22 protein-coding genes and 2 pseudogenes are annotated in these 24743 nt (G+C 69.1%); 13 read left to right on the plus strand and 11 right to left on the minus strand.

Annotated elements, in window-relative coordinates; all coding sequences use genetic code 11:
* Nucleotides 1-97: 97 nt before the first annotated feature.
* Nucleotides 98-2368, minus strand: a complete 2271-nt coding sequence (locus tag ACLQ2W_RS00040; RefSeq protein ID WP_425784697.1) for a glycoside hydrolase family 44 protein — start codon at nt 2366-2368, stop codon at nt 98-100.
* Nucleotides 2369-2575: 207 nt separating this feature from the next.
* Between ACLQ2W_RS00040 and ACLQ2W_RS00045 the strand changes: the two genes are divergently transcribed.
* From ACLQ2W_RS00045 to ACLQ2W_RS00065, 5 genes are all read left to right on the plus strand, one after another.
* A complete protein-coding gene (locus ACLQ2W_RS00045; protein ID WP_425784698.1) occupies nt 2576-3295 on the plus strand; it encodes a VanZ family protein in 720 nt (239 codons plus the stop codon).
* Nucleotides 3296-3300: 5 nt separating this feature from the next.
* The gene (locus ACLQ2W_RS00050) at nt 3301-3987 is read left to right on the plus strand and encodes a response regulator transcription factor (protein WP_405091631.1); all 687 of its coding nucleotides are present in this window, start codon (nt 3301-3303) and stop codon (nt 3985-3987) included.
* Nucleotides 3980-5086, plus strand: a complete 1107-nt coding sequence (locus tag ACLQ2W_RS00055; protein ID WP_425784699.1) for a sensor histidine kinase — start codon at nt 3980-3982, stop codon at nt 5084-5086. The genes ACLQ2W_RS00050 and ACLQ2W_RS00055 overlap by 8 nt, the downstream gene beginning before the upstream one ends.
* 158 nt (nt 5087-5244) lie before the next feature.
* Complete coding sequence (locus ACLQ2W_RS00060; RefSeq protein WP_425784700.1) at nt 5245-5811, plus strand: hypothetical protein; 567 nt, start codon at nt 5245-5247, stop codon at nt 5809-5811.
* Nucleotides 5715-6203 carry a helix-turn-helix transcriptional regulator gene (locus ACLQ2W_RS00065; RefSeq protein ID WP_425784701.1) on the plus strand — a complete coding sequence of 163 codons (489 nt, stop codon included), beginning with the start codon at nt 5715-5717 and terminating at the stop codon, nt 6201-6203. Before ACLQ2W_RS00060 ends, ACLQ2W_RS00065 begins: the two co-directional genes overlap by 97 nt.
* A 78-nt stretch (nt 6204-6281) precedes the next feature.
* Here the strand turns inward: ACLQ2W_RS00065 and ACLQ2W_RS00070 are convergent, their stop codons facing one another.
* Both ACLQ2W_RS00070 and ACLQ2W_RS00075 read right to left on the minus strand, forming a co-directional pair.
* On the minus strand, nt 6282-7955 hold the full coding sequence (locus ACLQ2W_RS00070) for a cellulose-binding protein (RefSeq protein ID WP_425784702.1): 1674 nt from the start codon (nt 7953-7955) through the stop codon (nt 6282-6284).
* Between the two features lie 431 nt (nt 7956-8386).
* Nucleotides 8387-8797 (minus strand): annotated as a pseudogene (locus ACLQ2W_RS00075) (helix-turn-helix domain-containing protein); the annotation flags it as partial.
* A 306-nt stretch (nt 8798-9103) separates the two neighbouring features.
* Between ACLQ2W_RS00075 and ACLQ2W_RS00080 the strand changes: the two are divergent.
* On the plus strand, nt 9104-11071 hold the full coding sequence (locus ACLQ2W_RS00080; RefSeq protein WP_425784703.1) for an ATP-binding cassette domain-containing protein: 1968 nt from the start codon (nt 9104-9106) through the stop codon (nt 11069-11071).
* A 390-nt stretch (nt 11072-11461) separates the two neighbouring features.
* The gene (locus ACLQ2W_RS00085; protein WP_405091636.1) at nt 11462-12442 is read left to right on the plus strand and encodes an alpha/beta fold hydrolase; all 981 of its coding nucleotides are present in this window, start codon (nt 11462-11464) and stop codon (nt 12440-12442) included.
* Between the two features lie 74 nt (nt 12443-12516).
* Here the strand turns inward: ACLQ2W_RS00085 and ACLQ2W_RS00090 are convergent, their stop codons facing one another.
* Nucleotides 12517-14016: a cellulase family glycosylhydrolase gene (locus tag ACLQ2W_RS00090; protein ID WP_425784704.1), complete on the minus strand. Its 1500-nt coding sequence runs from the start codon at nt 14014-14016 to the stop codon at nt 12517-12519.
* A 361-nt stretch (nt 14017-14377) separates the two neighbouring features.
* The gene (locus ACLQ2W_RS00095) at nt 14378-15430 is read right to left on the minus strand and encodes a polysaccharide deacetylase family protein (protein ID WP_425784705.1); all 1053 of its coding nucleotides are present in this window, start codon (nt 15428-15430) and stop codon (nt 14378-14380) included.
* 529 nt (nt 15431-15959) lie between these two features.
* On the opposite strand from ACLQ2W_RS00095, the gene ACLQ2W_RS00100 reads away from it, so the two are divergent.
* The 5 genes from ACLQ2W_RS00100 (at nt 15960) to ACLQ2W_RS00120 (ending at nt 18986) form a co-directional block, all read left to right on the plus strand.
* Complete coding sequence (locus ACLQ2W_RS00100; RefSeq protein ID WP_425784706.1) at nt 15960-16754, plus strand: hypothetical protein; 795 nt, start codon at nt 15960-15962, stop codon at nt 16752-16754.
* A 54-nt stretch (nt 16755-16808) separates the two neighbouring features.
* The gene (locus tag ACLQ2W_RS00105) at nt 16809-17030 is read left to right on the plus strand and encodes a hypothetical protein (protein ID WP_425784707.1); all 222 of its coding nucleotides are present in this window, start codon (nt 16809-16811) and stop codon (nt 17028-17030) included.
* 69 nt (nt 17031-17099) lie between these two features.
* Nucleotides 17100-17312 carry a TIGR02391 family protein gene (locus ACLQ2W_RS00110; protein ID WP_425784708.1) on the plus strand — a complete coding sequence of 71 codons (213 nt, stop codon included), beginning with the start codon at nt 17100-17102 and terminating at the stop codon, nt 17310-17312.
* Nucleotides 17313-17430: 118 nt separating this feature from the next.
* Entirely contained in the window at nt 17431-18030 is a 600-nt protein-coding gene (locus ACLQ2W_RS00115) for an RNA polymerase sigma factor (protein ID WP_425784709.1), read from the plus strand.
* Nucleotides 18027-18986: a CU044_5270 family protein gene (locus tag ACLQ2W_RS00120; protein WP_425784710.1), complete on the plus strand. Its 960-nt coding sequence runs from the start codon at nt 18027-18029 to the stop codon at nt 18984-18986. The genes ACLQ2W_RS00115 and ACLQ2W_RS00120 overlap by 4 nt, the downstream gene beginning before the upstream one ends.
* A 61-nt stretch (nt 18987-19047) precedes the next feature.
* Here ACLQ2W_RS00120 and ACLQ2W_RS00125 read toward each other — a convergent pair whose 3' ends face one another.
* The gene (locus tag ACLQ2W_RS00125) at nt 19048-19560 is read right to left on the minus strand and encodes a hypothetical protein (RefSeq protein WP_425784711.1); all 513 of its coding nucleotides are present in this window, start codon (nt 19558-19560) and stop codon (nt 19048-19050) included.
* An 854-nt stretch (nt 19561-20414) separates the two neighbouring features.
* Nucleotides 20415-20945, minus strand: coding sequence for a hypothetical protein (locus ACLQ2W_RS00130; protein ID WP_425784712.1), 531 nt, complete (start codon nt 20943-20945; stop codon nt 20415-20417).
* A 205-nt stretch (nt 20946-21150) separates the two neighbouring features.
* Here ACLQ2W_RS00130 and ACLQ2W_RS00135 point away from each other — a divergent pair.
* Nucleotides 21151-21759 (plus strand): annotated as a pseudogene (locus ACLQ2W_RS00135) (IS256 family transposase); the annotation flags it as partial.
* A 115-nt stretch (nt 21760-21874) separates the two neighbouring features.
* Here the strand turns inward: ACLQ2W_RS00135 and ACLQ2W_RS00140 are convergent.
* The 4 genes from ACLQ2W_RS00140 to ACLQ2W_RS00155 all read right to left on the minus strand — a co-directional run bounded on the left by ACLQ2W_RS00140 (nt 21875) and on the right by ACLQ2W_RS00155 (nt 24606).
* A complete protein-coding gene (locus ACLQ2W_RS00140) occupies nt 21875-22201 on the minus strand; it encodes a YrhB domain-containing protein (protein ID WP_425784713.1) in 327 nt (108 codons plus the stop codon).
* Nucleotides 22202-22477: 276 nt separating this feature from the next.
* Entirely contained in the window at nt 22478-23314 is an 837-nt protein-coding gene (locus ACLQ2W_RS00145) for a hypothetical protein (protein WP_425784714.1), read from the minus strand.
* 684 nt (nt 23315-23998) lie between these two features.
* Nucleotides 23999-24289: a hypothetical protein gene (locus ACLQ2W_RS00150; protein ID WP_425784715.1), complete on the minus strand. Its 291-nt coding sequence runs from the start codon at nt 24287-24289 to the stop codon at nt 23999-24001.
* Nucleotides 24286-24606, minus strand: a complete 321-nt coding sequence (locus ACLQ2W_RS00155) for a hypothetical protein (protein WP_425784716.1) — start codon at nt 24604-24606, stop codon at nt 24286-24288. The genes ACLQ2W_RS00150 and ACLQ2W_RS00155 overlap by 4 nt, the downstream gene beginning before the upstream one ends.
* Between the last annotated feature and the right edge of the window lie 137 nt (nt 24607-24743).

The following is a 24743-nucleotide window of genomic DNA, read 5'->3' on the forward strand; positions in this document are numbered from 1 at the left end:
TTTCTTTTTTTCATCCCCCCCCCCCCCCCCCCCCCCCCGGGCGGCGCCGCCCCCCCCCCCCCCCCCCCCCCCGGCCCTCGCTCGGAAGGTGGCGCGGTCAGCCGCAGCGTTGACCGTTGAGCGTGAAGGCGGTCGGCGCCGGGTTGGTGCCGCTCCAGGTGCCGTTGAAGCCGATGCTGGTGGACGCGCCGGGGGCGAGTCTGCCGTTCCAGCCCAGGTTCTCGGCGGTGACGCCCGTTCCGCTCTGCTTCCAGGTGGCCGACCAGCCCTGGCCGACCTTCTGGCCGGTGGTGGGGAAGTCGAAGGCGAGCTTCCAGCCGTCGATCGCGGTGGTGCCGGTGTTCTTGACGGTGACGGTGGCGGTGAAGCCGCCCGGCCAACTGTTCGCCGCGTAGCCGACCGTGCAGCCGCCGGTCGGGGTGGTGGGCGCGGTCCGCACGGCCAGGCCGGGCGAGGCCGCCGAGACGTTGCCCGCCGCGTCCCGGGCGGTCACCACGAAGGTGTACGGGGTGTCCGGCGTCAACCCGGTCACCGTGTACGCGGTGCTCGTGGTGCTGCCCACCTTCACGGTGCCGGTGGTGTCGACCCGGTGCACGTCGTAGCCGGTGACGCCGACGTTGTCGGTGGACGGCGTCCAGCTCAGCGCCACGCTGGCGCCGGTGACCGTGCCGGCGACCGGCTTGCCCGGGGCGGTCGGCGGCTGGGTGTCGCCGGGCGTGGTGCCGCGCGGCAGCACCAGGTGGGTGATCGAGTTGGCCGGGAAGGTGGCGGTGAAGCCGCCGGCGGTCACCGGCTGGTCGGCCTCCCGGACCACACCGGCGAGGTTCGCCCCGCTGTAGCGGTAGACCTGGGCGCTACCGGCGGTGGCACCGGTCAGGGCCACCGGGCTGGTCAGGTCGTCGCCGGTCTTGTTGACCACGACCAGGGTCAGCGCCTTGTCGGCGGTCCGCTCGGCCGCGTACACGGCCAGCTTGTCCTGGTCGGCGCTGGTGGCCCGGACGGACGTCTCGCCGAACGCGCCACCCTTGCCGTCATAGTTGCGGTAGATCCGGAACGCGTCGGCCACCGGCTGGTCGGCGGTCGGCGCGGTCCAGAGGCTGGCCAGGTCGAGCCCCTCCCGGCCGAAGATGCCGAGCACGTCCGCCTGGGCCAGCGCGCCGTTCAGCGAGCCGTACCCGCCCCAGCTGTACTCGGTCATCGCGATCTTCGTGCCCGGGTAGTGCTTGTCGACCAGCTCGCGCATCCGCGGGATGAACCGGACCGGCTGGTTGATCCAGCTCTCGTCCACGTACGTCGGGTCCCAGAGCTGGCGGGTCGAGCGCAGTCGCAGCGCCTGGGTGGCGGCGTCCCCGGCACCGGACCCGCTGACGCCGGACTGCTGCGGGTAGAGGTGCACGTCGAAGTAGTCGAGGACGCGGGTGCCGTGCTGCTGCTCGTACTCCCGCATCCGGTCCAGGTACCACGGGCCGAGGTCCTGGCCGCCGTGGGCGGCCTTGTCCGGCGGGTTCGACCAGCAGCCGGTCCGGGAGCAGGTGTCCTGGTCCAGCCCCGAGTAGAAGATCGAGTTCAGGCCCCAGCCGACCGGGCCCAGCGTCTTCGCCCCCGGGTCGGCCGCCTTGATCGCCGCGCCGTACGCGTAGGTGCGGTCGCGCAGCTCGTCGTAGCCGAGCCCGACCGGGCGGACGTCGCGGTGGGTCGAGTGCCACAGGTCCGGCTCGTTGTCCAGGTTGTAGAACCGCACCCCGCCGCTGCCGGCGGCGCCGAACCGCTCCTTGAGATGGGTGACGAAGTCGGTGGCGTACTCCGGACCGACGGCGACGCTGGTGTCCTCCGGGTCGTTGCCGGTGATCAGGCTGCCGTCCGGCTTCTTGCCGTTGCCGCAGTCGGGCGCCCACTGGTCGGTGGACTCCTGCGGGCCGTACTTCGCCACGCTGAAGCCGCACGCCTTGGCCCGATCCTTGGCGATCCAGCCGATCATCGGCATCGTCATGATCGTGTCGGTGCCGGTGGCCTTGTTCCGTGCCACGAACCGGTCGCTCTCCGAGCCGTCGGGCAGGCTGTCCGGATCGGTGTTGTCGTTCGGGATGTTCTCGAAGTACCAGTCCGCGGCCCGGTTGGTGGTGTCGGCGCGGAAGTTGTAGCGGGTGGTGGCGTTGCCGCCGTACCGGTGCACCGGTAGCCGCAGCTCCCGGGCGAGCGCCTCGTCGGCGAAGTTCATCCCGTAGACGTACGGGCTGATCGCGTGCCGGTCGGCGGTGGTGTCGACGGCCAGCGCCGGGCCGGCGGCGGCCTGGGCGGGCCCTGGTAGGGCCAGGCCGCCGAGCGTGGCGGCCAGCACGACCGGGAGCAGTGCTGTGGTGGGACGCACGAGCTTTTCCTTCCTGAGGAAATCGAAGCTCGCCGTTGGGAGCGCCCCCACAGCCTGGCCCGGTTCGCCGCCCGCGTCAACACGTCGGCGTCCGGCGGATCAACGCCGCAGGGAAACGCATACGCCCGCGCAACAGCCCGGCGTCTTCACTTCGGGGGACGGGCCGGGAGGCCGTCCGCCCGGTCCGCCACCGGAGAGGAGCACGGCATGGGTTCGACACGGGGCATCGACCGGCGAGGAGAGGTGGGGGTCGCGCCACCCCGGCGTACGCGAAGGGTCGTGCTCGTCGGCGCGGCGGTCCTCGGCCTGGCGGTCGCCGCGTCCGTGGTGCGGCGCCCGCTGCTGATGGCCGCTCCGGCGTGCCGGGCCGGGCGATGGCACGGCTGTTACGACACGGAGAACGGCGTCCTGCTCATGACGCTGGTCGGGCTGCCGGTGGCCGCGCTGGTGGTGGGCGCCCTGGTGGTGGGCGCCCTGGTGGTGGGTCGACGGGCCGCCGGTGCGTGGCGGCTGTCGCTGGCCGAGGTGGGCATGGTCTACGGAACAGTGCCGTTCGTCTGGATGACGCTGATGCCGGGCCCGGGGGCCGGCGTCGTGCCGGGCCGGGTGAGCCTGGTGCCGCTGCGGGACCTGGCCACGATGGGGCCGCTCGGGATCGGTGGCAACCTGCTGGTCCTCGCGGCACTGGGTTTCTTCGCGCCGATGCGGTTCGCGGCGCTGGCGTCCGTGCCGCGGCTCCTGGCGCTCGGGGCGGGCTGCTCGGCCGTGATCGAGACCCTTCAGTACGCGCTGCGGCTGGACCGGGTGTCGTCGGTGGACGACGTGCTGGTCAACGCCGCCGGCGCGGTGCTGTTCGGGCTGGCGTCCCGCCGCTGGTGGCGTGCCCCGGCGCAACGACGTCATCCGGTGCCGGCGGCGGCAGACTGAGTCGCATGCGGGTACTGATCGTGGAGGACGAGCCCTACCTGGCCGAAGCCGTCCGGGACGGTCTGCGGCTGGCGGCGATCGCCGCCGACGTCGCCGGCGACGGTGACACGGCTCTGGAACTGCTCGGCGTCAACGCCTACGACCTGGCGGTGCTCGACCGGGACATCCCCGGGCCCTCCGGCGACGAGGTCGCCCGGCACATCGTCGCCTCCGGCAGCGGCATCCCGATCCTCATGCTCACCGCCGCCGACCGGATCGACGACAAGGCGTCCGGGTTCGAGCTGGGCGCCGACGACTACCTCACCAAGCCGTTCGAGATGCGCGAGCTGGTTCTGCGGCTGCGGTCGCTGGACCGCCGGCGCGGGCACGCCCGGCCCCCGGTGCGCCGGATCGCGGGCCTCCGGCTCGACCCGTTCCGCCGGGAGGTCTTCCGCGACGGGCGCTACGTCCCGCTGACCCGCAAGCAGTTCGCCGTGCTGGAGGTGCTCGTCGCCGCCGAGGGTGGCGTGGTCAGCGCCGAGGAACTCCTGGAACGGGCCTGGGACGCGCACGCGGACCCGTTCACCAACGCGGTGCGCATCACCGTCTCCGCGCTGCGCAAGCGGCTCGGCGAACCCTGGGTCATCGCCACCGTGCCCGGGGTCGGCTACCGCATCGGGACGCCGCCGGTGACCGGGGACGAGCGTGGGTAGGAAACCGGGGCTGAGCGTGCGCGCCAAGCTCACCCTCAGCTACGCCGGGTTCCTCGTGCTGGCCGGCGCCCTGCTGCTCACCGCCATGTGGGTGTTCCTCCTGCGGTACGTCCCCGACCGGGCCATGCTGATCGTCCCCGGTTCCGCCGACACGCTCACGCCCGGCGTCTTTCCGGTCCGGTCCAACCTGCTGCGCGTCTTCGCGCCGCGGGCGGCCGAGACACTGGCGTTCCTGCTGGCGTTCGGGCTCCTCGGCGGCTGGATCCTCGCCGGCCGGATGCTCGCGCCGCTGACCCGGATCACGGAGGCGGCCCGGACGGCCGGGACCGGTTCGCTGTCCCGACGGATCCGCATGCCGGGCCGGCGGGACGAGCTGCGGGAGCTGTCCGACGCGTTCGACACGATGCTCGACCAGCTCGAGTCCCACGTCGCCGAGCAGCAGAGGTTCGCCGCGAACGCCTCGCACGAGCTGCGTACCCCGTTGGCGATCTCGCGGGCGCTGCTCGACGTCGCCCGCGACGACCCGACGCGGGACCGGGACGAACTCGTCGCCCGTTTGCACGAGGTCAACCGGCGGGCGATCGACCTCACCGAGGCCCTGCTGCTGCTCAGTCGCGGCGACCGCGCCGTGGTGACCCGCGAGCGGGTCGACCTCTCCCTGCTCGCCGAGGAGGCCGCCGAGACGCTGCTCCCGGTCGCCGAGCGACGCCGGGTCACGCTCGACGTCACCGGCGGCGCGGCCCCGACCAGCGGCTCCGCCGAGCTGCTGCGGCGGATGGTGACCAACCTCGTCCAGAACGCCGTCGTCCACAACCTGCCCGAGGGCGGCACGGTGACGGTCCGTACCGCGACGTCCGGTGGGGCCAGCGTGCTGCGGGTGGCGAACACCGGGCCTCCGCTCCCACCGGACCTGGTCCCGACGCTCACCGAGCCGTTCCGGCGCGGGACGCAACGGGTACGCGTCGACGAGCACGCCGGCGCCGGCCTCGGCCTGGCCATCGTGCGCAGCGTCGTCCGCGCCCACGGCGGGACGCTCACCCTGGTCCCCGGGCCGGACGGCGGACTCGTCGTCACGGTGCGCCTCCCCGGCCCGCCCTGACGACGTGCACCGGGCCATGCCGCTCGCACGCCACACCGAGGAAACGCTCCCGGCCGGCGAATGCCCCCGTCTGCCGCATAATGGATTCGGGTCGCCACGGGAAAAGGGCGTGCCGTCGTCGCTGAGCGCCGCATGCCGGGTGCCCCTGAGGAGCACGCATGAGCCAGGTCTTCAAGACGACGGACGTCAATCTCGCCGCGCAGATCCTCCACGACAACTACGGCGGAAACATCTGCATCGACGCCGGCAGTTCTTTCGACTCCCTGCGGCTGGAAGCCACCGTGATCACTCCGTCGGCACGACTCGACCAGATCACCTTCGGCCTCAGCTTCCACGTACAGGCCGATGCGCTCGGCCGGCTGGTCGTCTGCCGCATGAGCTCCGGCGGGCTGGCGTACCACCCGGCGGGCGGGGTCGCCACCGCCTACGGCCCGGGTGACGCGTTCATTCCGATCCGGCCGGAGCGTGGCTTCACCGCCGACTGCGCGGAGGCCGACTTCCGCACGACGGTCCTCGACCCGGTCCTGCTGGGGAGCGTCGCGGAGACCGCGCCCGGCCGTCGCCCCGAGCCGGTCCGGTTCACCAGCCACCAGCCGTCTCCGCAGCCGCCGCCGAGAGGTGGGACACGGTGTACGGATACGCCCGCGAGGCGATCGACCTCGGGGTGGCCGGCGAGCCGCTGCTGGCCGGGAGCGTGGCCCGGCTGCTGGCCGCCACCGCCCTGACCGTCTTCCCGAACAACACGCTCAGCGATCCGACGTTCTCCGACCGCCGCGACGCCCATCCCCGGACGCTGCGTCGCGCGATCACGTTCATCGAGGAGAACGCGGACCGGGACATCACGCTCGCCGACATCGCTGCCGCGGCCCACGTGACCATCCGCGCCGTGCAGTTGGCGTTCCGCAGGCATCTCGACAGCACCCCGATCGCCTACCTGCGATGGGTCCGGCTCGAACACGCCGATCAGGAGTTGCGCCGGGCGGATGCGACCGACGACGGCACCGTCACCGAGACGGCCCGGCGCTGGGGGTGGGCCGACGCCGACCGGTTCACCGCCGCCTACCGGAAACGCTTCGGTTCGCCACCGACCGGGCCGCCGCACGACCGCGCGCCGTGAGCGCCGGGACGCGTACCCGATCGCTGACCGGCGGACGCCGGTGTCACCGTCGCGGGTGACACCGGCGTCGCCCGGTCGTTACGGGGTGACCACCTTGCCGCCGAACGTCACGACGAGGCGGCCGTCGGAGGCGAAGGACCAGCCGAGGGCGCCCGAGTACTGGGCGCAGCGGGACCCGTTGCTGCCGGAGAAGAACTGGTTCGAGCTGTCGGAGTTGCCGACGATCCGGTCGTTCGTGCCACCGTCGCACGAGGTGTTGTTCCGGAACACCGAGGAGCCGCCGTCGAAGTTGAAGTTGCGCTCGGTGTTGCCGATGCCGGCGTTGTTCGACACCGTCATCGAGCCGACGTTGCGGTTGTAGGTGAACCCGTGCTGGCCGTTGTCGTACGCGATGTTGCCGCGCACGACGTGGTTCACGCCGATGTCCTCGCCGCCGAGCTTGAAGCCGTTGCGGTCGCCGTTGCCGGCCTGGCCGCCGTTGCTCAGCGTGCCGTTGCCGTAGGCCAGGGAGGACTCGATGGTCACCGGACCGATGGGCCCGGTGTCGCTCTTGGTGTAGAGGTCGTACCCGTCGTCGATGTTGTTGTGGGACACGGTGTAGCGGAAGACGTTGCCGGTGCCGACCGTCAGCTTCGGGGCGAAGCCGTCGGCGTCCTCACCGTCGGAGTCGGCGTTGTCGTGCGACTCGGTGCTCACCACCAGGTTGTTCGCGGGCCACTGGTCGCGGGGCGCGTTGGCGACCAGCCGCGAGAGCTGGAGCCCGGAGTCCCGGTTGAAGCGGGTCACCACGCGCTCGATGATGTTGTTGTTGCCGGCGAGCAGGATGCCGTTGTCCCCGGCCCGCTCGACGACGATGCCACGGATGTGCCAGTACGACCCGCCGACCTGGAGCCCGCGGTTCGCCGGGTCCTCGCTCTGCGCCGAGAAGTTCAGCACCGGCGTCTCGCCCGGGTAGGCGAAGATGTTCTTACGCGCGCTCGACGTGCCGTTGTTGCCCTGGCCGATGGTGACGGTCTGCGTGTAACGGTAGGTGCCGCCGCGCAGGTAGATGGTGCCCCCGGCCGCGACCCGGGTGATCGCCGAGGCGAGCGTGGTCGGGTTCGCCTGCGTGCCGGCCGCGCCGTCGGTGCCGGTCGGCGCCACGTACAGCGTGCCGCTCGACGGTGGCGGGGTGGTCGGTGGCGGCGTGGTCGGCCCGGTGGTGGGCGGCGGGGTGGTGGGCCCGGTGGTCGGCGGCGGCGTGGTCGCGCCCGAGGCGTACGTCTCGAACTCGGCGATCCGCGGGGTGGCGGTCGAGCTGGTGATCTCAAAATTGATCTTACGAAGCGAGGTGGCCGCGAACGTGACGGCGCCCGCCCCGGTGCCGCTGGCCAGCGTGGCGCCGGTGTCGTTGTTGACCACCCGCCAGGAGCCGACCGCCCCGACCGCGCCGGCCGCCTCCCGGATGTTGATCGAGGCGACCGTGGTGGCGGAACCCCACTTCACCGAGATGCGGCCGGTCGAGCCGGCCGGCGACCAGTAGGTGCTCATGTCGCCGTCGATCGCGCTTCCGTAGCTGGTGCCGTCGGCCTTGCTGGAACCGTCCGCGCCGGCCCCGAGACTGAGGTTTGTGGCATTGGCGTTGATCGATGTTAAATCGAGGTCGCCGAATGCCCCTGACGCCTGGCTCACCGGTATCGTCGCGACGACCGCCACGGCGGCGACCACGGCGATCCCGCCGGTAAGGAGCTTGTGTCGCACTGCGGTTCTCACAGGTGGACTCCTCGGGAGTAGACACGGTGCGGGCACGACTCTCACCGCCCCGACACCGCATGTGGCTTCGTGTGCGCACCCTCAGCCCGGATCGAAACATCGATGAAACACAGGCTAAGAAAGCGCTTACCGGCGAGGCAATAGCAAAGACGTGCAGGTTTGTTGCATACGGGAAGGGCGTCCCGTCCGCCGTCGGCCGCTCAGGTCGGTGGGCGTGCGCCCGACCGGGACGCGCCGCCGGCCGGCCGCCGGTCGTCGGGCGAGGCCGCGACGGGCCACGGCCCCCAGTGGTGACCGGAGGGTCCCGCCGCGCCGAGGAACTGTCGGGCGCGCCGACGCACCGACTCGACGCCGCAGTCGGCGGCCAGCGCGAGCGCCCGGACGGCCAACCCGGTGGCCTGTTCGAGATCGCCGACGCGCAGGTGGGCGGTGGCCAGGTCGAACGCCTCGGCGGCGTACGCCCGGGCGATGCGCAAGGCCCGCAGGTCCGGGGCGAGCGTGGCGAGCAGGCCCGACAGGTGGACGGCGACGCGTCCGCCGGGCTCCCCGCGCCCCGCACCATCGGGCCGGTCGATGCCCACACGTCGGCGGCGCAGGCCCAGCTCGGCGATGCGGTCGTAGTCGGCGGTCAGCGTGCCGCCGGTGCGCAGCACGGTGTCGCACCGGCACCAGAACGCCCGGTCGGGGTGCTGCCGGCCGGTTTCCGTGCTGGCGATGGAGCTGCGGGCGTACCGCACGAGCGGGGCGAGGCGGTGCTGGGTGAGGCCGGCGGCCCGGCGCAGGTGGGCGAGCCGACGGCCGAGCGCGCGGCGCGCGGCGACGATCTCGTCGCGGTCGTCCATCAGCCACCACCCCGGCGTCGAGCGGTCACGGTGAGGGGTGACCCTAGCGACCCGCTGTGACATTTTCCGCGTCGGGGCACCGGCGGGCAGCGACCACCGGTGGTTGCCGGCCCGGGTGGCGGTGTCGGAGGCGATGTCGGCAGAGACCGACATTGTCGGCGGGCGGTGTCACGGGCGTGTCGGCCGGTCGGAGTCCTACGGTGCCTGCATACGCGCCGACCGGCCCTGATCCCGACCCGCCGGTCTCCCGCGCCGCCGCACGTCCACGCCACCGGCCCCGCCCGCCCGTCGTTGGGAGGATCCGTCATGCCCGAAACCGACCGTTCCGATTCCGCGTCGCCCGCTCCCGCGTCGGGGGTCGACCCGGTGTTGCCGGAACTGCGGGAGATGTGGTGGGAGACCGGCGTCCGCGCCCGCGCCCAGGCCGGGCTGTTCGCCGTGTTCACCGAGCTGCCCCGCCTGGTCCGGGCCGCCCTCGTGGTGAGCTGGCGCGCCGATCGGCTGCGCACGTCCATCGTGGCGGCCTCGACCGTGGGCGCGGGGGTGATGGCGGCGTTCGGGCTCCTCGCCACGCAGCGGGTGCTCGTGGAGCTGTTCGCCGGCGGACCCACCGGCGACAAGGTACGCGCCGCGCTGCCCGCGCTGACCGCGCTCGCGGCGGCGACCGCGCTGCGCGCCGGGATGGCCACCGCGATGGGGTACGCGCAGAACGGGCTGACCCCCAAGGTGGACCGGGAGGTGGAACGCGGCCTGTTCGAGGTCTCCACGGCGGTCCGGCTGGAAGCCTTCGACGCCGACGCGTTCGCCGACGACATGGAGCGCGCCTCCCGGGGCGCGGACTCGACCACCGGGTTGGTGCAGGCGGCGATGAACCTGCTCGCCGGGCTCGCCGGCGTGGTGGCCGTCGCGGTCGCCGTCGTGGTGGTCCACCCGTTGCTGCTGCTCGCGTTGCTGGTCGCGACCGTGCCGAACGGGTGGGCGTCGCTGCGCGCCGGGCACCTCCGCTACCAGACGTACGCCGCCGGCTCGGTGCGACGGCGACGGTTGTGGCTGCTGCACCGGCTGATGGCCGAACGCGACTCCGCCCCCGAGCTGCGCTCCTACGGCCTGCGGCAGTTCCTGCTCGACCAGTACGACCGGGTGATGGCGGTGGAGACCCGCATCCAGCTCGCGCTCGCCCGCCGGGTCACCACGACCACCACCGTCGGGGCGATGATCGGCGGGATCGCCACCACGGCGGTCTACGTCCTGCTCGGGTTGCTGCTGGTCGACGGGCAGATCCCCCTCGCCGCGGCGGCCACCTGCGTCATCGCCGTGCAGGCCGCGCAGCGGTCGCTGGCCGTGGTCACCTTCCAGGTCGACCGGGTCTACACCGAGGGACAGCACTTCCGCGACTACAGCGGCTTCATGACGCGAGCCGCCGACCACCTCCCCGCGCCCCGGGACCCGGCCGCGCCTCCCACCGCACCGCGACGACTGCGGACGATAAGCGTCGAGAAGGTCAGCCTGCGCTACCCCGACCGCGACACCGCCGCCGTCGACGAGGTGACCCTGAGCATCGGGTCCGGCGAGACGGTGGCGTTCGTCGGGGAGAACGGCTCCGGCAAGTCCACCCTCGCCACCATGATCGCCACTCTGCGTACGCCCACCGCCGGCACCATCCGCTACGACGACCGGCCGCGCGACGACTGGGACACCGACGCGCTGCGGTCCCGGATCGCGGTCGTCACGCAGGAGTACCACAAGTGGCCGTTCACCGCCGCCACGAACATCGCCATCGGCGACGTCACCACCGCCGCGGACCAGGACCGCATCACCGCCGCCGCGGCCCGGGCCGTCGCCCACGACATGATCAGCGAGCTGCCCCACGGGTACGAGACGCTGCTCGACCGTACGTTCGCCGGCGGGCAGGACCTCTCCGGCGGGCAGTGGCAGCGCATCACCGCCGCGCGCGGGTTCCTGCGCGACGCCGACGTGCTCATCATGGACGAGCCGTCCTCCGCGCTCGACCCCCGCGCCGAGGACGCGTTGTTCCAGGCCATCCGCGACCGGCAGGGACACGCCATCACCATCCTGATCACCCACCGGCTGGCCAACGTCCGGCATGCCGACCGCATCTACGTCCTGCACCACGGGCGCCTCGTCGAGGCCGGTACGCACCGGGACCTGATGACCGCCGGTGGACGCTACGCCGAGCTGTTCAGCCTCCAGGCCGCCGGTTACGACACCACCACGCCGGCCACGACGCTGCCCCGCCAGCCCTCCTCCGCCTGACGGGTCCCGCCGACGCGACGTGGCACGGAATGGGCCTGACCCGCCTCCACCACAATCGCCGACCCGGGAAGTGACCACTTACGCACTGACCTGCGCCGATGCTTGGTTTACCCAACGGCGGGCCGGCTACAACCGAACAACATCAACTCGGTGAATCACGAGATCAACTCGAAGCACGTCCACGGATGTGGTTAAGATCGTCGTCTGTCCCGTTGACGGCATTCCCGTTGATGGCAGTCCCGACCATCGGACGCAGGCGCAGGAAATTAGGTCTCATCGGTCATTTCCCATCGACCATCGGGCATGAGTGGCGTTGTCACGAGCCTGCATTTACCGAAGTCGGTAAAGATCCTTGGCACCGTCTAGAGAACTGGAGCATGCGTGTCTTCCATGAACAGAAGGAAGCTGATCGCGCTCGGGGCCGGCGCGGTCGCCGCGGCGGCGACCGGCACCGCGGCACAGGCCGCACCGTCCACCGACGGTGCGCGGATCGCCGCTCCGTCCGCCGCCGACCTCGCAGCCTCCCTTCCCGGGGGGTTCACGAGCAGGTACGCGGACGTCAACGGAATCCGGCTGCACTACGTCGCCGGCGGGCGCGGGGAACCCCTGATCCTGCTGCACGGCTGGCCGCAGACGTGGTGGGAGTACCACAAGGTGATGCCCGCGCTGGCCACCCGGTACCGCGTGATCGCCGTCGACCTGCGCGGCGCCGGCAATTCCAGCAAGCCCGCGTCCGGGTACGACAAGAAGACCATGGCGGCGGACATCGCGGCGCTGGCCGGGGCCCTGGGCTACGCCAAGGTGAACGTCGTGGGTCACGACATGGGCTCGATGGTCGCCTACAGCATGGCGGCGAACCACCCCTCGGTCATCAACAAGATCGCCATGCTGGACGTGGACCACCCGAACAGCAGCTACTACGAGTTCCGCATGCTGCCGGCACCGGGCGCCCCGTTCCACCCCTGGTGGTTCGCCTTCAACCAGGTGTCGCAACTGCCGGAGCAGCTCATCACCGGCCGGTCCCGGTTCCTCGTCGACTGGATGTTCGACAATCTCCTGGTCAACAAGGCCGCGATCAACGATTTCGACCGGGCCGTCTACGCCCTGGCCTATTCGACCCCGGACGCCATTCGGGGCGGCAACGGCTGGTACAAGGCGCTGGGTCAGGACATCCTCGACAACGAGACGTACGCGCCGATCACCGTTCCGGTCCTGGGCATCGCCCACCCCATCTTCTACCCGAGCTTCGCTGCGACGCTGACCCAGCAGGCCACCAACGTGCAGCTGGTCCAGATCGACAACACCGGGCACTACTTCGTGGACGAGCAGCCCCAGGTGCTCGTCCAGCACCTGCGGGCGTTCTTCGGCTGAGCAGGTCGAGCTGAGCCGGGCTGAGGCTCCGGACGGGTGGGCGACGGACAGCGTGCCGTCGCCCACCCGGCCTGTCAGCTCGCCGCGCAGGTCAACGACGGTACGCCGTTGGTGCCGCTCGACGAGCCCAGGAACCCGAAGGTCGTGCTACCGCCGGCACTGAGCGAGCCGTTGTAGCTGACGTTGCGGGCGGTGACGGTCGAGCCGCTGCTGGTCACCGTCGCGCTCCACGCCTGCGTCACCTGCTGCCCGTTCGCGAACGTCCAGGTCACCGTCCAACCGCTGATCGCCGAGCCACCGGCGGTCACCCGCACCTCGGCCTGGAAGCCGCCCTGCCACGAACCGGTCACCGTGTACGACGCCGCACAGGACCGTCCGTTCGACGGCGGCGGGGTCGTCGGCGGCGCGGTCGTCGGCGGCGTCGTGGTCGGCGGCGTCGTCGGGGTGGTACCGACAGCGCTCATGATGGCGTCGATGATGCCCTGCTGGGTGACCGCACCGCTGCTGCGGTTGAACAGCCCGAACCCGTACGCGCCGTTGTAGCCGTTGTCCCAGTAGGCGGTGGCCGCACCGTACTTCTTGGCGGTGGACACCAGCGTGCGCGCGTAGTCCGCGCGGTACCTGTTGTTCGTCGAGTCGGCCGACGTCTTGTCGACCGAACCGTATTCACCGACGAACACCGGGTACCCACGCGCGACGAACGTGTCGCGCATCTTCTTCAGCTGGGTGTCCATGAAGTCCTGCTGGCCCCAGGTCGACTTCCGGGCCGGATTGGTGGCGGCCGGCCCCCACTGCGTGATGGTGCCGTTCTCCTCGCCGGCGAAGTCCCAGGGGTCGTAGTAGTGCACCGAGATCATGAGCCGCTGCTCGTTGGCGGGCACGGACGACGACCGGTACTGGTCCGTCGGCAGCACGAAGCCGTAGTTGCCCGCGGTGTAGTCGATGTTGGTGTTCCAGCCGGGGACGAGCAGCCAGCGCGAGGTGTTGTTCCCACCGGTCCGACGGACCGTGTCCACGAAGATCTGGTTGTAGGCGTTGATGTTCGAGTAGCACGGCTGGGTGGGATTGCCGTACTGGCCGTCGAACTCCTCGTTCATGGACTCGAGGACGAGGCGCTCACCGTAGCTCTGGAACCTGGTCGCGACCTGCTGCCAGACCTTCTGGTACTTCTCCCTGATCGTCGTCTGGTTCGACGAGTCGCAGATAAACCACGAGCCGGTGACGGTCTTGTAGCCGTCGCCGTGCATGTTGATCAGCACGTACAGGCCGCGACCGTAGGCGTAGTCGACGATCTCCTGGATCCGGTTCAGCCAGGCGGAGCTGATCGTGTAGTTCGGGGCGGCCCCGATGTTCCCCAGGTAGGAGACCGGGATGCGGATCGTCTTGAATCCGGCCGCCTTCACCCGGTCGATGAAGGCCTGCGTCACGACCGGGTTGCCCCAGGCCGTCTCGCTGGGGATCCCGTTGGCGTTGGCCTCCAGGGTGTTCCCCAGGTTCCAGCCCGCCCCCATGTCGGCGACGAGTTGGGTGGCGTTCAGCTGGGCGATGTTGTCCGCCGACGCGGAACTCGTCATCACGGCTGCGGATCCGGCCAGCGCCAGTACGCCGGATACCAGGGCGAACTGAACCTTTCTGAATGTGGATTTCACGAGAATCTCCTGTCTTCGAATCAACCGTCACGCTGGGTTGTCGAAGCGATTCGACGATATTCGATTGCCTACGCTGGCAGTCGATGGGCCGCCAAAGGATAGATGCATGTGCATGGATGGAGCAAGGACTCAGCCAGCCATGAGGCCGTCCCCCCTGCTTCGCCCTCTCCTGACGGACACATCGACTCAGCCGGTGGAACCGCGCCCGGGACGAGGGGCGCGGTTCCACCGGCTGGTCGACCACGTCTGTCGCAGCCGTTTTCGGTGGCCTGGGAGACCTTCGGGATCAGCCCGTGGTGCAGGAGCGGATCTGGGCTCTGGCGCCGCTGTTGCCGTTCATCATCGTGGTGAAGCCGAAGGTGTTGCCGCTGCCGTTGGACCGCATCGTCATCACGTAACCGGTGCTGTCCCAACTGGGGGAGCCGTTCCAGGTAGTGGAGATCCGCTGCGGCGCGGTCACCGCCACGACCACGGTCCAGTTGCTGGCCCCCTGAACCGTCACCGAGGTGTTGTACCGGTCACCCCAGACATTGGGGGTCGTCGCCGTTGCGGTGCACCCGCCGGTGGGCGGTGGAGTGGTCGGCGTGCCGGTCGGCGGCGGAGTGGTCGGCGGCGGAGTGCCGTCCGGGGCCACCGCTCGGCCGGTGCTCGGCGAGATCATGCCCGGACAGAGGTTACGGCTGCTCAGGTTGGCCACGATCTGCGGAATCGCGTCGCGGGTGTTCTGAATGCCGTCATGCATCAGGATCACCTGGCCGGCCTGGAGGCGACTGGCGTTGGAGACGATCTGGCTGACGCTGGCGCCGTTCCAGTCCTGGGAGTCGACGTCCCAGATCACCTGGCGCAGGCCAAGCGACGAGGCGACCGACTGGAGGGTCGAGTTGGTCTCCCCGTAGGGCGGGCGGAACAACTGCGGCCGGACGCCGGTCGCCGACTGGATCGCCGAGTTGGTCTGGGAGAGGTCCGACTGCATCTGGCTCTGGCTCATCGAGGTCATGTGCGCGTGGTTCCAACTGTGGTTGCCCACCCACATGCCGGCGTCGACCTGGGCCCGCGCGGCGGACTGATTGCTCTGCACGTTCTGCCCGACGTTGAACATGGTCGCCCGTACGCCGTTCGCGCGCAGCACGGACAGCAGTGCGCTGGTGTTGCCGGTCGGCCCGTCATCGAAGGTCAGGCCGACGTACCCGTTGCAGGTGGCGGCGCTGGACGGGGTGGCGGCGACCGCGAGACCGACGGCACTCAGCGCCACGGTGGAGGCGAGCACGGCCAACCGGACGGTGAGACGCGATGTTCGGGGGGCGGACGGACGGCGGGAGCCGCCGATGCTGGCGTTCATGCGCAGGTCCTCCTTGAACGGGTGACACCTGACGACGCATGACTTCAATCGACAGAGACAAATGCCACCGCGATCGGAGTATTGCAGCGGCGTTTCGAACAGGTCAATGATTTTTCCGGAAGTTTTCCGGAGACTTTCCGGAAGACCGGCTGGTCGACCGCCACCACCCCGACCGGCACGCGTTCGGTGGTGTTGACGCGGTCCTACAGCGCCATCGGGTCTGAGCAGTTGGCGACCAGCGAGCCGGCCGGGTGCGGCGCCGCCGCTGGCCGCGAGCACAGCGGCGGGTAGCGGTTGGTGGGCCAGGTGCGCGAATTAGCTGGCCGTCGCTGGGCTGGCATCTCGGGGTCAGTCCCCGCATCGGTCTGGCCGACCAGCCGGACGCGTCTGCGCGGTGGGCATGAAATCGACCTCGACCAAGAGACGATCGACGGCTTTGCCGCAACAGAACTCGTGACCGAGGCCGGGATGTCGGGTCGTCCGGTGTGGCGCGTCGGGGCAGGTGCAGCTGTGGCCCATCCTGCTATCCATGAGTACGGTCTCCACCCTGCTGTCCGGTGTCGTCGATGTGCTGCCCCAGATCGTCACCGGCGGGTGCACCCTCGGCGCGGCGTGGCTGACCTACCGGTTCGGTGAACGGCAGCGCGCCCGCGAGCGTGCCCGCGACCAGATCGCGAGCACGAACAAGAAGATCGAGGAGCTGGGCCAGGAGCTGTTCGAGGCGGTAGGCGCCCTGCACCTGGCGCTGAAGGCCTACGTGCCGGCGCACAACTCGTGGCAGCCGAAGCTAATGACGCTGGGCAGTGCGTTCCTCGAGTACATGGCGGCGAAGACCACCAGCGGTCACGCGCTCGGCGCGGCCCAACTCGGCCGGGTGGCAACCGAGGCCAACCAACGGGAGCTGGCCGCCGCGATGGGTCTGCAGGCGCCGCTGCAGCGGGTCCTCGCGGTCGCCGGCCGGGCGGCGATGCTGGCCGATGGCGAGGTCCGCGAAGCCGCGTTGAAGCTCGGGCAGGTCGCGGCCGAATCCGGCCAGGCGTACGGCCAGGACAATCTGTGGCGGCCGAAAAAGGCCAAGGCCGCCCGGGACCAGGCCGACACCGAGCTGTACGAGGCGATGGACGTTCTGTTGACCGCAGTGAAAGCCCACCTGTCCCCAGCGGTCGAGACACCGCGGCGATCGTGGCGTCCGCGGCTGCGCCGCCCGGCCGTGGTCGCACCCGCGGCCGCCGCCATCCAGGCGACAGTGCCCCAGCCCCGTGCCGGTGACCACTACGAACACGCGACATCGTCGCTGCCTACCAGGCACGCTGACCCGCGATGACCTGAGCTGGTTCTGTCGTCCGGAGGGAACCCGCCACGCTCATAGACTCACCCAATGGACGCAACCCGGGCTGCCGATCAACTCAACGAATTCGCTCGAGTAATCGACCGGCTGTCCGAGTTGGAGATGAGGTCGCGCAGCGACACCCAAGAGGAGCGCGACGACCTTGACCGCGAGGTACGGCGCCTAGAGCCGCTCATGCAGCTGGCCGAGAACGCGATCCGACCGGGCTTGGGTAACTACTCGTCGGAGTACGACGAGTGGCGTGCGCGGTGATGGAACGCACGCCATGCGGCGCTGCAGGCCGCGGGGCTATACCAGTATGGCGAGGAAGCTTGCCGCCGCTTGCGGCCCGACGCACCAGACCTGGTCGCCGACCAGTCCCATCCGTGGGTCTGGGGGGCCGCGCGTCCGTTCTGGGTGAGCGATAACCGGACCGAGGCCGTTTGGGTAGCCGCGCGGGCCGTCAATGGCCGGCTTCAGCAGAAGCTCGGCCGGCACGACCTCGGGGAAACGAGGCTTTTCCGCAGCGGGGTCTTCGAGAGCGGCTCGGTATGAGGGAGTCGCAGGCATGGCCAGCCGTGAACTCGTGGCGGCGCTGGTGGCGATACATGGATGAGGACGAGGTGTCGATCTACGAGGATCTCGTGCAGGGTGTCTAGGTTGCGGAGTGGGAATGCTGGTTGACCAGCAGGTTGCTGTCGAGAGGCGGGTCGACGCCTGGTTCGTGGCGGCGTCGGTGTCGGATCATGCGATGTTCTCGGTGCTGTACGACCGGCACGCCGCCGTTCTGTACCGGTATGCGTGTGCCCGAGTGGGCGCTGAGTTCGCAGATGACGTGGTGTCCGAGACGTTCCTCGCCGCCTTCCGTAGGCGCCGGCGCTACGACACCTCCCGCCCTGACGCCAGACCCTGGCTCTTCGGGATTCTGACAAAGGAGATTTCGCATCACCGGCGTCGGGAGCGAGCGCATTACCGGGCCGTAGCTCGTTCCTGTACCAGTGACGCTGATCAGGACTCGTCCGAGCGGGCGCTGGCCCGAGCCTCGGCACACGAGATCCGCGTCCCCTTGGCGAAGGCACTGGCGACGCTAGCGGCAAGAGACCGCGACGTGCTGCTTCTCATCGCTTGGGGCGAGCTCAGCTACGAGGAAACCGCTCAAGCTGTCGGGATACCTGTAGGAACAGTTCGATCCCGTCTTCACCGCGCCCGCCGCAAGCTAGCTGCCGAACTGGGCGGCGAGGATCCGACACGAGTGACCGAGGGAGCGTCATGAACGAGCAAAGGATGATCGAGGAGGTTCGGACTTTGCTGGACCCGGTTGCGCCGCCACCGGGTCTACGCCGGCAGGTTACCTCGACGATTGCTGCCGCCGCGCAGGGTCCTATTCGGTCCCTGTGGGCTCGCCATTGGCGTATCGCCACGGTCGGCGCTACCGCTGCTGCGGGTGCGTTGGCGCTTGTTGTCGGTCAGGTAGTCAGCATCGGAGGTCAGCCTCCGGCCACCAGCGCACAAGCGGCGGAGATTTTGCATCACGCCGCCGAGTCCGCCCTTAGCAACGGTGAACGAGTCCCACGCGCTGACCAGTTCGTGTTCACCGAGACCAAGACACTCGTTCCGGTCGTCGGACAGGCACAGCCGAGAAACGAGATCTCGCGGTCGTGGAGATCCATTGATGGTACTCGCGATGGTTTGCTGTGGTTCAGCGCCCCGAAGGAGGGCGGTCGACAGACGGTCGTCGTTCCGGGGTGCCGAGATGGACGCGCCGCGCAGTGGACCTCCGACGGTGGCTTGCGGACCGACGAGACACAGCCCTGCATCCCTTCGCCGGCGTACCTGCCGGGTCTGCCCGGCAACGCCGGTGACATGCTCACCCACCTGAAGAAGATGAGCGGAAACACTAATCCTGGGCCTGACGAGATGTTCGGCAACATCGGTAACTTGATCCGTAGCGGCTATCTGCCGCCGCGAGCTCGCGCCGCCCTGTACGAGGCTGCTGCCAAGATCCCCGGGGTGGTGGCCTCCGTGGGCCTCACCGACGCTGCGGGCCGCACGGGCGCTGCGGTTTCCTTGTCTGGCGAACTAGCTCGTTACGACTTGCTCTTCGAGCCGAAGACCTACGAATTCCTGGGCTGGCAGGTTCAGTCGACGCCCGCCGCGCCGGCAGAGCAGGTACGGCGCGAGGTCGTTCTCAACGTCGTGGTTGTTGACCGGTCGGGGCAGCTGCCTTAGGCGGTCAGCCGTGGGGGGAGGTGACGCCGGAGCGTTCGTCACCTCCGCTCACGTCAGGCCGTCACGGCCAGTACTGGTAAGGGCTGTCGGCGCTCATGATGAGACTCCCACTCGAGTTGTAGAAGTCCACCGTCGTGTAGCCGAGCCCGCTGCCCGACGTGCCGTCGTACGCCACAGGGTAGTGGCCGGTGTGGTCAGTCACAGCGGTGTACTTGTAGTGGTAGCCACCCGTGACGCTGTTGTAGATGAACACACGCGCTGTCCCGGTGCTGGAGATTCCGTAGAAGGAGTTTACGTAGAAGTCGCCGGCCAGCCGGTTGTTGGACTTTTGCCAACTGATGCAGACGCCAGCACCCTGAGTGTTGGCGCACCCACCGCCACTTGCCATTGGCGTGACGTCACCTTCCGGGATGCGCTTGCGCGTCAGCGCCGAAGGTGCTGGAGGGTTCTTCTCCACCCAGATCTTCGCCTTCGGCGTCGGCGTCGCGTTGCTAGCGGTGGCGTTCCCTGGCGCTACCGCCAGAGATAGCGCTGCGGTCAACGTCAGAACCAGGAACGTACGTACTTTGCGCAAGATGAAGCCTCCCGTGAGTTGATCAGCGCTCCGGCGCGTACAACATATCGAAACCTCTCCCTCCGCGCCGACCCGACTACCTAGAGTGGGGAGTGTTGCGGTTGTCTATCCTTCCGGGGGTGTTGGCGTAGCGGATCCGCGGGTGACACGCCGGCAAGTACTCGCGTCTGCTGCAACCTGATAGGTGACATCTGAGATGGCTTGCCCTATGGACGGGCTGAAAGGGGGTGCCGACCTGGCAGCCTTCGCCGACCATCGGCAGCACGCCGACGCGGCACGCTGCTGTGTTGCCTCCACCACTACGAGGGGCGTTCCCGTGAAGGCATGAAGATCGCCATGGTCCGTGGACCTTGGTCCGGTTCGAGGGAAGCGGCGCTCTGGCGGATCGGGCCTAGAAGATGGCCTGTCGGCTGGCCAAGGGGCTAACCTAGCGTATGCCAGTTATTGACCTGGATGCGCCGCCGCCCAGCTCGCCGCCTCTTCGACGCCCGCCGGCTCGGTTTGTCGTTGCCGCCGGCGTAATACTGGGTCTTGGCTTTCTCACCGGCGAGCCGGCGGACCGACCCTTGCAGGTTGATACGTTCTCGGCTTGCGGGCCTCCTACGGTTCAAGCAGACACCACGGGAACTTCAACAATCCTGTGGCCGAGCGCCGAGATCACCATCGATTCTGGCCGCATCTCTTCGGTGCAGTGCGGCACTCCGTAGCGTGCTTCGACACAACCCGCGCATGCGGGGAAGCCTTGGGACCACTCCGGTGGACCGTCATCGACAGGTCGCGTGGCCGGCAGGACCCGGACACCCCGGCAGGACCCGGACACCCGGGCCCTGCCGGCCTCCGCTCATTGGATGAGTTCAGTATCGAGCGATGTAGGTGATCGTCTCGGGGGTCGGGAGGTTCACGGTCGTGTTGGGGTTATGCGTCCAGTCGACACCGTTGAAGCGAAACGTACCGACCCTGTCGCCGGTCATGTACCGGTAGACGCTCGACCACGTGCCATTCAGGGAACCAGTGCCAATGTAGCCGTTCGGGACGCTGTTTAGCATGCAGAGACTGGTCGTCGAACATCCCGGGCCGAGGCGGGTGAGCGCGGTCGGAGTGAACGTGCTCTCGGTGTCGATTGCCGCGAGGATCTTGCCGGCCTTGGGGTCGAGAAGCAACTGGACCTTGTGACCGGAATTCGCGATCCTGTCGATCTGCTCCTCACTCTGCGACCCAACGAGAGACCACAAAATCTCCGTGTAGTCGGGCACAATGATCACCTTGCTGGATGGGCGAAGGCCGCTGTCGGCGCTTGCGCCGGTAGCGCCGAGCCCGAGAGTGAGGGCGATTGCAGCCAGGGCTGTCATCAGCATTCGGCTGGGCGAGAGGAAGGTGCGCTTCATGCCGCCTCCTGTTCGGGGGCAGGCAGATTTTAGCTACACCCATGGCCCCCGTAGTCATCATGAGTTAGCTCAGCGATACTCTCAGCAACCGAACGCCCTGTCTATCTATACATGGAAGTGTGTGATGCCCCACTCTGTGGCGTAAGCCTATGGTCAGACCGCTCAACGGTTCGTCCTGGCTGACCCGGGCGTGGTGACGGCCCGGTTGGCGTTCCTGCGCAGCCTGACCGCCCGGGGCCTGTCCGGTGTCCGCCTGGTCATCTCCGACGCGCACGCCGGCCTGGTGCAGGCCATCGGGGCGGCCCTGCCCGGCGCATCCTGGCAGCGGTGCCGCACCCACTACCTGCGCAACCTGCTGACGAAGGTGCTGAAATCCGCGCAGCCGTGGATCGGCACCCTCGTGCGCACGATCTTCGACCAGCCTGATGCCGACGCAGTCCGGGCCCAGTTCGACCGGGTCGTGGCCACGATCGAGGCGAAGTTCCCGGCCGCGGCCGAACATCTCGACGCCGCCCGCGACGACCTGCTCGCCTTCACCGGCTTCCCGCGCGAGATCTGGCGCCAGATCTGGTCAAACAGCCCGCAGGAACGCCTGAACAAGGAGATCCGCCGCCGCACCGACGTCGTCGGGATCTTCCCCAACCGGCCGGCGATCATCCGTCTCGTCGGCGCTGTCCTGGCCGAGCAGACCGACGAGTGGACCGAAGGACGCCGCTACATGGGCCTGGAACTACTGGCCAAAGCCCGCCTGATCACCGTCGACACCAGCCAACACGACACCGACCAGCCCGACGCGGCACCGATCACCGCATAGCATCAGACCGGATCACGCGATGGCCGTCTCTTACACCACCAGCGCGGACGTGACCCTCAGGGGTGGGGCGGTTGCTGTACTCCGTTGCTGTACCAGCAAGGACTGAACCCTGCACCTAGAACTGCGGCGTGAAGCTCGGCGGGCGACAGAGTTCGCACGTGTGCCGGCCCTCCGCAAGCTCCGCGAGGTAGTACGCCGTCGACCGGGCGGTTCCGGTCACATGAGGCTGCCCCGTGTTCCGATCGACGATGATCGGCGCGTTACCCGCGACCGAGTCGAGGAAGGACCCGGTCTGGAGGTAACGGGCCGACTGGTAGTAGAAGACCCAACAGCCAGGGCGTTCCTCCACCTCCGTGATCGCGAGCGGGGGTACACCAGACACCGAGGACATCGTCCGAAGCGCCCCTTCCGCCACTCCACGGGCCTCATGCTGGTTGATCACTCGCACATCATGCCCGTCGTCGGGCAGTCGTGATAGCCCGGCTTTGCAAAGATCAAGCCGACTGTCGGCCAGCGTCGGAAACTGCCGTTGACCTGCTCATCATGTTGGCTTCCGTAGCCCTCGGACGGCGTCCATCGGTCGGCTTGGCTGTACCGATGGCTGTACAGCTACCAGCCCTCGTCGATGATGAGGAGCTTCGAGGCGTCGGGCGTTCGTTCACCCGTTAGCTTGTTCTCCCGTTATACGACCGGGCCGACAGACACGGCGAAAGTTGTCTCAAGGGGTCGGGGCGGGGAAGTTGCGTTGCGGGCAGTTCGTCGGGGTGCTGGGGTCGACCCGGTGCAGGGCGTATGCCGTGCCCTGGGGTGGGGTGTGCGTCGTCGGCGCCCGGTTGCCGATCATGACGAGCGCGTGCCAGCCGGTGCGCTGTGCGGTGTAGAGCGTGCAGCCGTCGAGCACCTGGGTGTGCTGGCGTGCGGTCGCGGTGGCCCGGCCCTGGGCGAAGGTGGTCGGGACCGACAGGTCGCTCTCGATCAGGAGCAGCGTGGACCAGGCGGTGGTCGTGTTGGCCCAGAACTGCTCACCGGCACTCAGGTGGATGTCGGCGATCGAGACGACGTCGTTGTCGGCGAGGCTGACGAATGCCAGGTCCGGATCGCTCGGGCCGGTGACGCCGTGGTGGGTGATGGCGGGGATGGTGATCGTGTCGGCGCCGGTGCGCTGTTGGATCCAGTAGACGCCGGGCGTGTACTGGGTCACCGTTGCCGTGTAGGAGCCGAACGGGCGGCGTCCGATGTTGGAGTCGACCGCGACGAAGTCGGTCTGACCGACACCGTACAGGCTGCTCGCCACGGTCGTGCCGGAGCTGTCGCGCAGGGCAAGGTCCCAGTCGGCTGTTGCGGCTGGCTGGACCGCGACGACCGACCAGTGCCGGTTGTAGGTGCGGTAGCTGAAGTCCTGGGCGGTCCGGGCGATCTGCACGTCGCCGTCGCCCAGACCGGTGCTTGCCCGAGCGGTGCCCGGATTCAGCATGGCACCGAGGATGACGACGGTGACGGCGGCGGCGATGCGCAGCATCGCAGTCCGCCGCTTGGTGAGGCTACGGCAGATCACGATTCCTGCTCCGGCGAAGTAGTAGTGGTAACTAGTTCCACACAAGGCGGTTCCTAGCGAAGTCGGGTACCCGAACCCTAAGTGCCCTGTGCCAGTCGAGCGGCTGGTGCCCGGCGCCGCCGGGAAGAAGCGGCCCTGGGTGGCCGCTTCCCGGCAGGCGGAAGCCCAGACCCCTCGACCGTGTCCGTCCAGCCGGCACGGCCACTCGTGGCCATCGATAAATCTGGTCGAAGACCGGATCGTGATGATCAACGGGTCAGGTGCCGTCGGACCTCGCCGAGGGTGATGAGTCATCGTCAAATTCGGCGCTGCCGTGTCGGTCCCGGCGAGGTAGGCGTGGGTGCACGCGTGCGCGATCGCCGGCCTGCTGTCGGACCACCAACACACCGACCGCACCGAGAACGCCACCAAGCCAATCAAAGCGCTACCAGCCGCACCTCACCGCCGATGAGGCGGCCGGCCCTCCCGACAACCGTGCACGAGGTCGTTAGGGGGAGCAGATTTAGCGCCCTGAGGGCTTCGGCTGGCAGGGCCCAGGGGCTATCGGCTTCGTGTTCATGGCCGAGCTCGATCGCGGCGGCGAGTGCTCCCGCGATGAGGGGTAGTCCGAACCGGAAGGCATCGCCAGTGACGGTGATCGCTCACGGCCCGATCAGGACACCCCTGACCCGTCAGCAGGTACGGTCAGCAGAACCAGCCGTCCTGCACCCAGCCGCGCCGGTTGATGTGACCGTAGGCAAACCCGTAGACGTAGCCGCCGCTGCGGGGACCCTCGACCAGGAACGTCTGACCCTGATAGAGGGTGCCCATCCAGGCGCCGACGGGCTGAGTGCGGACGAACAGGTCACTCGCGCACACCGTTTCCCGCTCCCCGATCGTGCCGTTGGCGGCCTGCGCCGGGGTCGGCATGGCGAGTGTCGCGGCGACGACTGCGACCAGCAGGCCGGCGGCCACCCGGGTGCTACGTCGGCTCACCACGAGTCGTACCCACCGATGCACTCGGCGCGCAGGTAGCCCCAGTCGTTGGGGCCGAAGTCGAAGGAAGCCGCCCACCCGTTGTAGACCGGGTGCGCCCCCGGCGTGTGGCCGATCTTGTTGCCGTAGGCCAGGGTGCGCTTCAGGCCGGTCGGACCGCCGGCGGAGTCGTAGTTGGCGTAGAAGCTGGCGCTCTGGCAGATCACGATGGCGTGCCGTGGCACCACCGGGTCGGCCTGGGCCGGCGTGGCGCCCAGGGCGATCGTTGTCGCTCCGATGGCCAACGCGGCGGCAATCGCGCGCTTTCGTCGGGGCATGCCCACCTCCCGTACGGCGAAACTTTCCTACCGAAGACCCTATCGACGGGGTCGATAAATGTCGATGGGGAGGTGGTGGTCGAGCGGGCTCCCGAGGACGCCACCGCCGCCCACCGGACGGGACCGGACGCGAGGGA

The organism is Micromonospora sp. DT227 (assembly GCF_049841835.1).
In the GTDB taxonomy this organism is placed as follows: domain Bacteria; phylum Actinomycetota; class Actinomycetes; order Mycobacteriales; family Micromonosporaceae; genus Micromonospora.